8 protein-coding genes are annotated in these 13,762 nt (G+C 62.6%); 2 read left to right on the top strand and 6 right to left on the bottom strand.

Annotation, left to right across the window (positions count from 1 at the left end; genetic code table 11):
* On the bottom strand, positions 1-4,230 hold a 4,230-nt coding region (locus tag BHMPCIPO_RS18610; RefSeq protein ID WP_210266605.1), incomplete at its 3' end, for a beta strand repeat-containing protein.
* A 515-nt stretch (positions 4,231-4,745) separates the two neighbouring features.
* Here BHMPCIPO_RS18610 and BHMPCIPO_RS18605 point away from each other — a divergent pair.
* Complete coding sequence (locus BHMPCIPO_RS18605; protein WP_246304464.1) at positions 4,746-5,672, top strand: transglutaminase-like cysteine peptidase; 927 nt, start codon at positions 4,746-4,748, stop codon at positions 5,670-5,672.
* Positions 5,673-5,727: 55 nt separating this feature from the next.
* Here the strand turns inward: BHMPCIPO_RS18605 and BHMPCIPO_RS18600 are convergent, their stop codons facing one another.
* From BHMPCIPO_RS18600 to BHMPCIPO_RS18580, 5 genes are all read right to left on the bottom strand, one after another.
* Positions 5,728-6,336 (bottom strand): ribbon-helix-helix domain-containing protein, encoded by a 609-nt coding sequence (locus BHMPCIPO_RS18600; RefSeq protein ID WP_173518333.1) that lies wholly within the window; start codon positions 6,334-6,336, stop codon positions 5,728-5,730.
* A 3-nt stretch (positions 6,337-6,339) separates the two neighbouring features.
* A complete protein-coding gene (locus BHMPCIPO_RS18595) occupies positions 6,340-7,620 on the bottom strand; it encodes an HlyD family type I secretion periplasmic adaptor subunit (protein ID WP_173518332.1) in 1,281 nt (426 codons plus the stop codon).
* A gap of 60 nt (positions 7,621-7,680) precedes the next feature.
* On the bottom strand, positions 7,681-9,858 hold the full coding sequence (locus BHMPCIPO_RS18590) for a type I secretion system permease/ATPase (protein ID WP_173520093.1): 2,178 nt from the start codon (positions 9,856-9,858) through the stop codon (positions 7,681-7,683).
* A 33-nt stretch (positions 9,859-9,891) separates the two neighbouring features.
* Complete coding sequence (locus BHMPCIPO_RS18585) at positions 9,892-11,298, bottom strand: TolC family outer membrane protein (protein ID WP_173518331.1); 1,407 nt, start codon at positions 11,296-11,298, stop codon at positions 9,892-9,894.
* 404 nt (positions 11,299-11,702) lie between these two features.
* Positions 11,703-12,464 carry a GGDEF domain-containing protein gene (locus BHMPCIPO_RS18580; protein WP_173518330.1) on the bottom strand — a complete coding sequence of 254 codons (762 nt, stop codon included), beginning with the start codon at positions 12,462-12,464 and terminating at the stop codon, positions 11,703-11,705.
* A gap of 1,071 nt (positions 12,465-13,535) precedes the next feature.
* On the opposite strand from BHMPCIPO_RS18580, the gene BHMPCIPO_RS18575 reads away from it, so the two are divergent.
* Positions 13,536-13,742, top strand: coding sequence for a hypothetical protein (locus BHMPCIPO_RS18575; protein WP_173518329.1), 207 nt, complete (start codon positions 13,536-13,538; stop codon positions 13,740-13,742).
* Positions 13,743-13,762: the final 20 nt, after the last annotated feature.

The following is a 13,762-nucleotide window of genomic DNA, read 5'->3' as shown; positions in this document are numbered from 1 at the left end:
GCCGCTGATCACGTTGCCCGTCGCCGGCGTGTAATCGCCGGCTGCTATGCTGTCCGTGTCGAAGGCCGCAATCGGCGCATCGTCGACGATCGAGATCACCAGGTTGCCCGCCGGGGCGGCATCGCCGTCGGCGTCGCTGATCACCACCGCGAAGCTCGCCGAGGTGTTGTCGCCCGAGGTGTTGTCGGCCAGCGTGTAGGCATAGACGATCGAGCCGATGCCGGTCGCCGCGTCATAGCTGTAGTGCGCCGTCAGCGAGCCCGTCGCATCGCTGAAGGTCTGCGGTACCGTCGTCAGCGCATGGCCGCCCAGCGTGATCGCCGAGACGCCGTCCTTCGACGTGAAGTTGATCGTGCCGCCCGTCGTCTCCGAGGCATCGGAGTTGTTGCCGGCATTGCCGTCCGCCATCTCGCCCGTACCGGCCGACTCGAGCCCGCGCACCGGCAGGCCCTTCTCGTAGACCGTCGTGTCCGCGCCGCCGGCCGCCGGGATCGACACCGTCGGTGTCGCATCGCCGAGGCTGATCGTCAGCGTCGTATGCGCCAGGTCGCCGTCGCCGTCCTTCACCGTGTAGGTGAACACGTCGCTGCCACCGCCGGCCGAACCCGGATTGCGCACGTAGCTGTAGCTGCCATCCGCGTTCAGCGTCAGCTTGCCGAACAGGCCGTTGATCTGCGTGCTCACCGTCGCCGCATCGTCCAGCGACGCACCGCTGTTGCCGGCGACAACGCCGACCACGCTCGCCCCGTCCGCGCCGACAGTGTCCGCACCGGCATTCGTCGTGCCGGCGCCGCTGATCACGTTGCCCGTCGCCGGCGTGTAATCGCCGGCTGCTATGCTGTCCGTGTCGAAGGCCGCAATCGGCGCATCGTCGACGATCGAGATCACCAGGTTGCCCGCCGGGGCGGCATCGCCGTCGGCGTCGCTGATCACCACCGCGAAGCTCGCCGAGGTGTTGTCGCCCGAGGTGTTGTCGGCCAGCGTGTAGGCATAGACGATCGAGCCGATGCCGGTCGCCGCGTCATAGCTGTAGTGCGCCGTCAGCGAGCCCGTCGCATCGCTGAAGGTCTGCGGTACCGTCGTCAGCGCATGGCCGCCCAGCGTGATCGCCGAGACGCCGTCCTTCGACGTGAAGTTGATCGTGCCGCCCGTCGTCTCCGAGGCATCGGAGTTGTTGCCGGCATTGCCGTCCGCCATCTCGCCCGTACCGGCCGACTCGAGCCCGCGCACCGGCAGGCCCTTCTCGTAGACCGTCGTGTCCGCGCCGCCGGCCGCCGGGATCGACACCGTCGGTGTCGCATCGCCGAGGCTGATCGTCAGCGTCGTATGCGCCAGGTCGCCGTCGCCGTCCTTCACCGTGTAGGTGAACACGTCGCTGCCACCGCCGGCCGAACCCGGATTGCGCACGTAGCTGTAGCTGCCATCCGCGTTCAGCGTCAGCTTGCCGAACAGGCCGTTGATCTGCGTGCTCACCGTCGCCGCATCGTCCAGCGACGCACCGCTGTTGCCGGCGACAACGCCGACCACGCTCGCCCCGTCCGCGCCGACAGTGTCCGCACCGGCATTCGTCGTGCCGGCGCCGCTGATCACGTTGCCCGTCGCCGGCGTGTAATCGCCGGCTGCTATGCTGTCCAGATCCGCCACGACCGTCGGAACGTCGTCCGAGACCGAAACGTTCACCGTGCCTTCGGCCTTGTCGCCGTCGGTATCGGAGGCGATCACCTTGACCGAGCCGAGGTCTGCGAGGTCGTCGACGTCAATGCCGGGATGGCTGGCGTAGTTGTCGTTCAGCGTCGCCGTCACCGTCGCGCTGTCGCCGCTGCGCACCAGGTCGAGCGTCACGACTGCAACGCCGCCGGCGCGGCCGACGATCTGCGTGTCGGAGACGCGATCCCAGGTCAGTGCGCCGCTCAGGCCGCTGGTGTCGCCGAAGGCAATCTTCGCGATCGCATCCGAACCGGCGACGAAGCCGATCGTGCCGCTGCTCGTGTCGGAGCCGGCCGGCGTCGAGCCGTCGGCAAGGTTCTGGTCGTCGAGGTTGAGGGCAGCCGAGGCGAAGTCGGGATCGACCGTCGGGCCAGCGCCGTCGGTCACCGTGATCGTCTGGCTGTCGCTCGTCGTGTCGCCGTCGGCGTCCGCGGCCGACAGCGAGAAGCTGACATTGACGCCGCCGGCATTGTTGAGGTTGTTGGCCGCAGCAAACGACCAGCTCTTGTCGGCATTGACCGTCAGCGTGCCCTCGGCCAGCGCGAACACCACCTTCTCGCCGGCCGCAAGCGTCAGCATCTGCGTCGTGTTGCCGACCGTCACGTTCACCGTGCCGACACCGTCAGCACCGGCCGCAAGCGTCCAGTTGCCGGCCAGCGTCTGACCTTCGACCACGTTCGATGACACCGGATCCGTGATGGCGATCACCGGCACATCGTCCGAGACCGAAACGTTCACCGTGCCTTCGGCCTTGTCGCCGTCGGTATCGGAGGCGATCACCTTGACCGAGCCGAGGTCTGCGAGGTCGTCGACGTCAATGCCGGGATGGCTGGCGTAGTTGTCGTTCAGCGTCGCCGTCACCGTCGCGCTGTCGCCGCTGCGCACCAGGTCGAGCGTCACGACTGCAACGCCGCCGGCGCGGCCGACGATCTGCGTGTCGGAGACGCGATCCCAGGTCAGTGCGCCGCTCAGGCCGCTGGTGTCGCCGAAGGCAATCTTCGCGATCGCATCCGAACCGGCGACGAAGCCGATCGTGCCGCTGCTCGTGTCGGAGCCGGCCGGCGTCGAGCCGTCGGCAAGGTTCTGGTCGTCGAGGTTGAGGGCAGCCGAGGCGAAGTCGGGATCGACCGTCGGGCCAGCGCCGTCGGTCACCGTGATCGTCTGGCTGTCGCTCGTCGTGTCGCCGTCGGCGTCCGCGGCCGACAGCGAGAAGCTGACATTGACGCCGCCGGCATTGTTGAGGTTGTTGGCCGCAGCAAACGACCAGCTCCTGTCGGCATTGACAGTCAGCGTGCCCTCGGCCAGCGCGAACACCACCTTCTGGCCGGCCGAAAGCGTCAGCGTCTGCGTCGTGTTGCCGACCGTCACGTTCACCGTGCCGACGCCGTCAGCACCGGCTGCAAGCGTCCAGTTGCCGGCCAGCGTCTGACCTTCGACGACGTTCGACGACACCGGATCCGTGATGCCAATCACCGGCACGTCGTCGACGACGTCGATGCGGAGTGCCGCAGTCCCAGTGGCGCCGTCGGCGTCGGTCACTGTCAAGTTGAAGGTGTCCCGATCCTGTTCGACATTCGTGCCGGGACCGGAGCCGGCAACAGGGCTCGTCAGTTCATAGGTATATTGCGCTACGCCGGTGACCGGGTCGTAAGCGGTGATGGTCAGCACGCCGAACAGGCCTGTTACCGATTGCCCGGCGAGACTACCAATTGCAAAAGTCTGACCGTTGACAGTCAGGCTGGCGATATCGCCGAGGCCATCCGGATCTGAAATCGTGAAGACGCCGTTGACCGAAGCACTACCATCGCCGGCGCGCGATCCGCTGGCGAGACCAGCTTCATCGACCTGACGATCACTCACGAAGATGCCGCTGGGATCACTGCTGCCACCGTCCGGGATGATCGACGGATCGCCATTGGAATCAAGCGTGAAGGGAAGAAGCTCGGTCGCCTCGAGCGCCGGAAACTGAAGGGATGTCGGCGGCAGCAGATCGATGACGGGGCCAGCCTGGCCGATGTCGCCGCTTCCGTCGGAGAAGCCGCCGCCGCTGCTCTGGTTCGAAACGACACTGATGCTGCCGTCCGGACCCGCTGCAACGTTGATGCCGTTTTCGCCAAGCACCGCCACGAGCGTTTCGCGCGGAATTTCGGCGTCGCCGATCACGAAGGTCGGAACCTTCAACGCGGCATTGTGAATGGTGATCGTCGAGCCGTCCGGCTGTTCCAAAACGATATCGGTACCGACGACCTTGATTTTCTCGATCGACGCGCCGGCGGGCAGGTGCACCACGTTCGAAGCATCGGCGGTGACCGTCGCCGGCATGGGCGGCGTCTGGGGCGCGGTCTCGGCACCTTTCACCGGCGCGCCGGTCGCAGGATCGACGAGCTGGGGTTCTCCCTCCGCTCCGGTCGCAGCCTGTGCCACCAGTCGATTGGCCTTGCCATCCGGCGCGTTGCGGAACTCGATTGCTTCTGCCTGCGTAGCGGCGGCTTCGTTGGAAATTGCGGTGCCTTCGGTTGCCATAGAAATACCCCTCGACCTTTGCGAGCACGAAAACACCAAGCTTTTTAGATCGCAATCGGTCCGGGCGAGATTCGCGAAAAACAGCATAATATCTTATGCCAATACCCAAAATTGGTGACGTTAGTACAAATTTAGTATTTCTGGTCATCGGCTCGTAACCATCCTCCGCACGGGCGGACGGCGACTCGATAACGTGCTCCGAAATCGTGCTCCAAAACGCCAGATTTCTTCCGTTGGTTCGCTGTGCAGGCTTGTCGCAGAGGGAGCCATATGGGTGCCCGCTCAAAACAAGCGGTCGCGATCGGCAACTGCCGCGACATGCCGCCATCGATGGTTATTTTGGTGCATCGGCGAAGTCGGGTCGTATCCGCACCAAAAGAATACACAAGTATAGAATTTGAATAAAATTTTAGATAAAACGTATTACTTCGAAACACACTAAATAATACATACTGCTTTACCGGCATTTTTCTTTTCGTTCGTACAGTGTCCTCATGAAACCGAGAGACACGGCGATGAACAAGAAGAGCTGGAAGAGCTGCGGAAAATACCTGAAGACTTCAGTGTTCGCGATCGGCCTGGTGTCGCTATCTGCGACATCGTCCGTTCAGGCGGGCCAATCCGGCATGCTCCACCCCGGCCTCTTCCAGCAGATGCTGAGCATGGCAAGCCCTCTGGCCGCCGTCGCCGCGGAGACGATCAACGCCTGGTCGAGGCAAGCTGCCGATACGCTAAAGAGCCAGCACGTGCAGAAAGCGGCGGTCACTGCTCGCACGAGCCCAGGCGGCCAGGCACCGGCGGCGTCCGAACCCTCCGCCGTATTCCATTCAGTTGCCTTCCGCGTCTCGTCAATCCCGGTGGCGCGCAAATGGAAGACCGTCTATCCGGCAGTCGTGGCTGCGGATTTCAACCACTGCGCACAGGAGAGCGGGTGTGCCGCCCGCGGCATCCTCGGCAAGGCGATCGAAAACGCCAACGGTCTCGCATTCCGCCAGAAGATCAGCGGCATCAACCGCACGGTGAACCGGATCGTACGCTACCAGCCGGACGCTGAGAACTACGGTGCTAAGGACTACTGGGCGACGCCGGATGAAATTCTTGCCCGCGGCATAGGGGACTGCGAAGACTATGCCATCCTGAAGATGGCTGCCCTGAAGGCGGCCGGCTTGCCGTCGGAGGCTATGTCGATCGTGGTACTTCGCGATGTCCGACGCAACCTCTATCACGCGGTGCTCGCAATCACGACGAGCCAGGGCCACTTCGTCCTCGACAATCTGAGCGACGAGGTGAAGCTCGACCGTGCGCTTCCGAGCTATCAGCCGCTCTTTTCAGTCAGTGCGGGTCGCTCCTGGATCCACGGCATCAAGACCACAGGAGACAAGGTCGCGTCTGCGGCGCCCCTCGCGGACGTGATGCCCGGCGAAGGCATCGCGGTTCGCTGAACGTCGTCTCCAACGTCGACACTTTCACCGAGGCCTGACGGCTACTCCCGCGCCCTCACGCGAGGATGAAGCCGATGATCACGTCCTGGTCAGCGAGCGGCGCCAGCGCGGCATTGAGCTTGCCGCGCGTCACCTGTCCCTGCACGCCGATGGTAAAGCCGGCCGGTTGCGGCTCCCCGGGCGCCGTCTTCAAGCGACGGACGAGATCAACGAACTGAACGTCGAAAGAGAGCCTCAGGCCGCGCGCCGGTTGCGGTTGCTGCGACCGCAGGACACGGGACTGGACGAAGGAGAGGAATGCGGGGTTGTAGGCAATGATTTGCTTGTTCCCGGTGAGCGCGAAGGCCGGCGACGGGCTGGCGCGGACCTGTCCCACCACGACCGCGAGATTGCTGCGATCCTTGGCCGCCCTCAGTTCATCACGCAGGTAGCGGGTCGCGACATAACGCAGCCGGGCCGTCAGGTTCCCCTCGCCCTCGAGCTCTCTTCCGCAGGCCGCAACAATATCGGCGAGCCGACGCCCCTGCCGCGCGGCCAGCTCGCCAAGGCACTGCCAGTAGATCTCCTCGAGCTTGATCCCGCGGCGCTGACCGCCGACGGTGACGACGCGAAACCGCAGCTCGCTCTGGTCCTCATCGGACGGTGGAGGCTGCGTTTCGTTCATTCATCAGCGCTCCCGCAGGGCTTCCTCACGCGCCTTGTTGATCGGCTTCATCAGATAGGCAAGGATGGTCTTCTTGCCGGTCATGATATCGACCGATGCGATCATGCCGGGCATGATCGCATATTCGCGCCCGTCCTTCACGAGCGCGGCCGTGTCGGTTTTGACGCGCACGAGGTAATAGGTCTCGCCATTGTTCTGGTCGACGAGGCTGTCGGCGCTGACGGTTTCCACGATCCCGCCGAGGCCGCCATAGATCGAAAAGTCATAGGCCGAAATCTTGATCAATGCAGGTTGGCCTGCGCGCACGAAGGCGACGTCCCGCGGTGAAAGCCTCGCCTCGACGAGCAGGGTCTCCGACGTCGGCACGACGCCGCCGATCACTGCGCCCGGCGTCACATAGGCACCGACCGTGTTGACATCCAGCGTGTTGATGATGCCGTCAACCGGCGAACGAATATCGGTGTTGGCAACCCGGCTGCTCGCCCCGCGGATCGTCTCCTCGATCACCGAAAGCTGCGAGAGCGCCTCTGTCTTTTCCGCCAGGGCTTCCTGCTTGAGCTGCAGCGAGAGTTCGGTCACCTGGAGGGTCGCCTCCTGGAGCGCCGCCTCCAGCTTTCCGACCGACTCCTTCCAGAGGGCAAGCTGCCCGCGGGTGTCGGTCAGTTCCTTTTCGACCCGCAGCAGTTCCGTCTGCGCGACGAGCTTGCGCTTGGCCATCGGCTCGAGCAGCCCCAGCTCCCGTTCGGTGACCTGCAGGCTCTCGGTGAGCCGGGTGATGTTGGCCTCCGCTTCCGCCAGTTCCTTCTGTCGCTGTCCTTCTCGGGCCTGCATGACCGACAGCTTGTTGTTGAAGTTGCCTGCTTTCGCCTGAAGCAGTCGTTCTTCGTTCGCGCAGATCGCCGGTGCAACCTTGGCGATGTCCTCGGGGCAATCGTATTTTGTGTCGTAGGCGCCGGTCTCCTCAAGCTCCAGCCGCGCGACTTGCGCCCGCAGTGACCGTGCCTTGGCCTCGAGCTCGCCTAGCGAGGAGCCGCTGGCCGTATCGTCGAGCCGCAGGATCAGGTCGCCGCGGCGAACGACCTGGCCGGGCTGCACGGCGATCTCGCGCACGATGCCGGGCTCACTCGACTGGATGATCTGTGTCTTCGAGACGGGAATGACCTTGCCTTCGCCACGGGCAATTTCGTCGACCTCGGCAATCGCCGCCCAGGCGACGAAACAGCTGATCAGCAAGCCGATGACAAGCAGGCCCGCACGTGCGGCAAGCGGCGGTTTCTCAGTCATGCTGCCGCCTCCCGCCACTTGCGGACCGATATTGCGTCACCGTCATGCCGAGAGCATCGATCATAGCCCTGCCCCCTCCACCGGCCCGGCAGAGCCCGACCGCCTTTGCAACTGTTCGATGACCGCAGCCTTGGGACCGTCGGCAACCAGGCGACCGCGGTCGAGGACAAGCAAACGATCGACAAGGCTCAGCATGCTGTGACGGTGGGTGGATATCAAAAGTGTGACATCGCTGCTGAAAACGTTGGAAAGTTTGTTGATCAACTCGCGCTCGCTCGCGAGGTCCATCGCCCCGGATGGCTCGTCGAGGAACACGACCTTCGGCTTGCGCAACAACAGCCGGGCGATGGCGACCGCCTGGCGCTGCCCGCCGGAAAGTTGGGAGCCGCGCTCGCCCACCGGCATGTCATAGCCGCGAGGATGATGCGAGACGAAATCGTCGACGCCAGCGAGCCGTGCTGCCACGACCACCTCTTCATCGCTGGCGATCGGGTTCGCCATCAGCAGGTTTTCCTTGATGGTACCGGAAAACAGGTCTGAGTTCTGCGACACGAAGGAAACCGCCGAGCGGACTACAGAGGGATGCAACTGTCGGATATCGACGCCATCGAGCAGGATACGACCGGCGCTGGGCGCGTAGAGACCGGCGAGAAGCCGGCCGATCGTGGTCTTGCCCGAACCGATGCGGCCGATGATGCCAACGCGTTCGCCCGCCCTGATGGTGACGTTCATGCCGCTGACCACTTTGTAGTCGGTCCCCGGATAGGCGAAGTCGAGATTGGTAAAAGTGATGCTGCCGTTGCGGATCTCGCGGTTGACGAAGCCGATGGTGTCGGGCCGGTCCTCCGGCTGCTCCATCACCGCATTCAGGATGCGCAGCGACAAAATCGCCTGACGCAACCGGGCCAGCGTCATCGCGATCTGTCCGAGCGGCGCGACGGCGCGGCCGGCCAGCATGCTGGCCGCGATGATCGCGCCGGAGGAGATCTTGCCCTCGGTAAACTGGTAGGCGCCGGCAACGACAATGCAGACGGTCACCAATTGCTGCACAAACTGTGTGGCGTGCGAGGCCCAGGAGGAGATTTCCTTGATCTGCTCGGCCGTGTTCGAAGAGTGCTTGGCCAGTTCGTTCCAGCGGCGCAAAAGCTGCTTTTCCGAATGTAGAGTCTTCACCGTCTCGATGGCGCTGATCGTCTCAACCAGCAGCGCCTGACGCTGGGCAGATTCGTTCGATGCCGCAGCGACACGGTTGCCGATCTTGTACTGCGCGACATAGCCGATCACGAGGCTCAAGAGGAACGCGACCGCCGGCACGAGTGCGATCCAGCCCGCGACCGCATAGACAGCCGCGATGAAAACGAAGACGAAAAGGCTGTCGATCAGCGTACTCAGCGTATTCGACGTGAAGAATTCGCGAACGAATTCATACTGCATCGCCCTGTTGGCGTATTCGCCGGTAGAAGGTGGCCGAGAGGCCATCGTCGCATGCAGGATCTTCTCGAACAGCATGTAGGAGAGCTTCAGATCAGCCTTGCGCCCGGCAAAGTCGATCAGCGCCGCACGAACCGTCTTCAGCAGGAAGTCGAACAGGATGGCCGTGCTGATGCCAAGCGCCAGCACCCAAAGCGTCGCGATAGCCTTGTTTGGGAGGATCCGATCGTAGACGTTCATCGTAAAGAGCGGCGCGGCAAGCGCGAGCACATTGATGAAAAAGGCCGCGATCGCCACTTGCACATAGGCCTGCCAGAAAGGCTTGACCGTGGCTGTCAGCCAATGCCGGCGGTCGATGTTGCGAGCCTCGCCAACGCCACGGCCCGTCGCCGTATTGAGATAAGTGGCCGAGAAGGATACCGCATAGGCGAGACTTCCGAGCTGCAACTCGGACAGCTTCATCGCCGCTTCGCCCGGAGCGGCGGCTCTGTTCGAAAAGCTCAAGGTACCGTCAGGCGCCTCTTCCAAAAGCGCCATGGCACTGCCGTCGTGAAAGATGAGCAGCAGAGGATACACGAAATCACGATTGCCGATCGCGCGCCTGGACACGAGCTCCGTTTCCAACCCAACGCGCTCTGCAATACGTGAGACGTCCTCGGCGCTCGGCAAGCGAGCGTCGAAAGGAACATCCGAATAAAGCACGCTGTCTGACGAGGGGCGGTTCAAGAAGATACAGATCTCCTTGAACGCCTCGGAAAACCCAGTCACAGACGGGCCAATCTGCACATGCCTGTCAATGCCTTGCACTACCACCGATTGTGTCCACCCTGACGAGGACGATCATTTCTGTCGAATCGGCGCCAACAAATCGAGCGGCAAGTCGTTCGTCTGGCGCGACGGAACACGGCGATAGGTCTCCGTAGCCGGCGTCTCCGGGACATTGAACTCGTTGCGAGCATAGGCTTCGGCCTGGGCCGGCGCCTTGATCTGCATCGTCGACAAGAGCTGGCCGGTTGCCGCGAGCAGGCGGTACTCGGCAAACAGGGCGGCGTACTGCGCGGTCTTTGCGAGCACACTGACGTTGAAACGCGAGTTCTGGGCGCCAAGCACGTCGAGCAACGAACGCTGACCGACCTTGAGCTGTTCGCGATAGGACTCAACGAGCTGTACGTTCATCTGAGCCTGAGCATTCAGCGTGCGGGCGATTTCATACTGGCTGCTGCGGCGTTCCCAGGAAATGCGAACGGCCTCCTCGACCTCGCGATGCGCCTGATGGAAGACCAGCCGCTGTTCGCTGGCGCGGCGCATCTGCTCCTGCTCGTTGGCGATATCGATACCGCCGCGATAGAGGTTCCACTTCGCCACGATGCGGGCCTGGGCGTCCCAGGTGTTGCCGGTCGAGCCGTCGATATCGTTGCCCGTGCGTACGCGCCCCTCGGCGAAGACTTCCGGAAGCATGTTCGAGCGCGCAGCTTTGACCTGCGAATCCGCAACGCTGATGTCGGAATCGGCGGCCTTGATGCGCGGATTGTTACCGCGGGCAATACCGATTGCCGTCTCCAGCGTCTTCGGGAGGGCGCCGGCAACCGACTTCGGCATGGACGGCTTCGTGAGCGGTTGGCCAACCAGGCGGTTGAAGCTGATCTTCACGGTTTCGAGCGCTTCTTCAGCTTCCTGAAGGCGGGCCTTCGCGGACAACAGGCGCTCACTCGCCTGCTGGCGATCTGCGTCGGTCAGGGCGCCCCCTGAAATCAGCGAGCTGATATCCGACAGGATCGACTGGTGGACGCTGACGTTCTTGCGCGCTTCGGCAACGATCTGCTGCTGGAGGATATATTCGAAATACTCGCGGACGATCTGCAGACCGATCGTCTCGGAGCGTTCGAGGACGCGGAAGGAGGCGCTGTCAACGCGCGCTGCCTGACGCTCCAGTTCGGCGCGACGGCCACCGCCATCGAAGAGCTTCTGCGTAATCGTCAGCCCGACGTCGGACGGATAGAGCGGATCGTTCTCGATGGAACCCAATCGACGGCTCTCGTCTTCAAGATGCTGGACACCCGTTGAAGCCTCGAAGTCGACGCTTGGAAGATAAAGACCCCGCGCCTGCCGCAGCTCGAACTCGATTGCCTCGCGGTTTTCGACCGACTGCCCGATTTCCGGGTTCGATTCCATCGCGATCTGAAGCGCTTCCTTCAACGTCATCGCTTCGGCCGCGCCACCCGCAAAGACGGTGGACGTGAGCAGCATGGAAAAAAGCCCGCTCTTAAAAGTTTTCCGGACGTTCAATATTATCCCCCTCGCAATCAGTACGTCATGCTGGCTAATCCGAGCGTGCGTTACAACTGCCGAAATTCATCGATAGATAATACAGAGGTAATATAGCGCGGCCACCAATTTTGGGGTGGTTCCCGAGCGTCGCGAGCTTTCGCACGGCTATGTTGCAAAAATGGAACATCCGTACAATAGCAAGAGAAACCGTTAACCCATTGAAATAAAATAAATCACGCGCAGATGGCCAAGGTCATGAGGCGCCTCGGCCGATTGCAACGCAGCCGATGGCGCAACGCCAGCGCGAACGCATTTCTGCATTCTCAGCCGCTGCGAGCGAAGAGCAGATCTCTTCCCCAGCACACGCGGCGGAATCAAGTATATCAGGCCGAAGGCAGCCGGACGAAATCGACGCTTTGGGTTCCTTCGCCGGCAACGATCACCGTCTCGGATGCCGCCGCACGGCGCAGTCGTTCGAGATCGACGCTACCGTCGAACAATGCGCCGCCGACGCTCAGCGCCAGATCGACCTTGCTGCCGTCGGCTGAGAAGTGCGCCGAAGCCAGCGCCGTTGTCAGGCGCATGGAAACCTGTTCGGCATCCGATTCGGTCGCGCCGATCAGGAGCACGTCAAAACTTGCCGGGCCGGTTCGAGCGACGATGTCATCGCGCCGCACCGAGGTGCTGATGGTGGAGGCGACGAATTGGAGCAGTTCCTCGCTCCAGGCCGGACCGAAAGCGGCACCGACGTCATCGAGGTTGTTGATTCTGAGGTGGATGAGCGCGCCGTGAAGCTCTTCGCCAGCGCGTTGCCGGCGGCGCTCGAGGCCGTTGACCTGCTGCACCAGCCCGCGGCCGGTTACGCAGCCCGTCGTGGCATCGTGGGCGACGACGTGGTTAATCTGGTTACGCAGGCGCTGGGCCCGGCGAAACTGTGTCGCCGCGAGCACGATCAGCGGCACGCCCATCAGCAGGGAGATCAACGCGGCTCCGACCATGGCGGCAGCATAAGGCCGATCGACGAGAGCGACCAGGCTCAGATAGACCAAAACCTGCGCGAGTACGGCGAAACCAACAATGCCACCGATGACATATCGTGCGATTCGCCAGTCCCTTTGCCCGTTGAACTGTACTTCTCTTCGCATGCGCCGCTCCCGATTCACCAATGTCGATCGGTCTAGCGCGAGTCTATGGATATTCCATTTCCATAGTATCTACAAATTTATGTAGTGCGCGGGCCTTCCAAGAAAAATGCTCCAAAACGGGATATCCGGCTCGCCAACAGCAATTGCCGGTGCATTCCCGCGGTGCATGAACAGGCCCTGAAACGCTCCTGGTCAAACGAGACCGATTCGACACAGACTACCAGCCTATCGACCGGGATCGCGCACGGCAACGTTGTCCGAAGCGGCCGCAGGCGCCCGTCGATCCGCATCATTCTTGGCATGCAGCGTTTGACAAGCGGCGTGGCGCTATGGACGAGATCCAGGTGTACGTTCGGGTGCAAGCAGGGTTGGAACCTCCCAGTCTTTCGGCGTTCTCATTTTCGCCGGGCGCCATCGCCCGGTGGTGAAGCGCCACGAAAGGATCGGATGATGTACGACAGGGAGCGTTGGCCAGAACAAAGGGCATCAACCGGGCTGCCGGTCGGCATCATGCTTTTTCAGCATTAGCGATAACCGCCTATCTCGCCGTCGGGGGTGCCTTCTCTGACGGTAGCGATCGGGGTGTCGTGTACCCACAGGCGATTGGAAGGTAATCCTCGCGGCCCGGCAATGCACGTTAGCTTTGTCCGCGAGCAGCGCGTAGCGGCGTGAAGACGGGGCGGCTCCTCCTCCGTCCCGTAGTTCACGACAGGCTCGAAATATTCCTACAAGCAATGCCATGAGTGACCGGCAATGAATCCGGCGAGCATTACGGGGATACGGCCCATCCGGTGGCTACTCACGCACTATCAACGTGACAGCGGCAGCCATCAAAGGCAACGAATCAAACGGGTGGCGAACTACTCAATTTGGGCTAGGCGGAAAGCAGGGTACAGCCCGGGCTTGGAGCAACATGTCGGTCGGCTGGGCGACCGTGCGTCCACGAACACTCGGCGGTCGACGAAATGACTCGGCATCGGGATGCAGGCAGGGGTTTTCAAATTCATTCTCAGCGTGCGGCTTCCGTTAAATCGGCTATAAGCGACACGCTCGAACCAATCAGGAGAAATCATGGAAACCGTGGAGATCAGCGGCCGCAGCGACTTCGCGCTCTGGGCCATCCAGCGTGCCCAGGAAATCGTCACGACCGAGGGCGCGGCCTTTGCGATGGCGGCTCGCGACATGAATGATGAGATGCTGGCCGAAACGGCGGCTGCGCTCGGCCAAGCCATCAGCGATGCCATGCTTGAGATTTTTGACGGACTTACCGCGGAGTGATCTGATCTCCGGGATGGCGC

The sequence above is a fragment of the Ensifer sesbaniae genome (assembly GCF_013283665.1).
Classification (GTDB): domain Bacteria; phylum Pseudomonadota; class Alphaproteobacteria; order Rhizobiales; family Rhizobiaceae; genus Ensifer; species Ensifer sesbaniae.
This window is presented reverse-complemented; position numbering and strand designations above follow the sequence as displayed.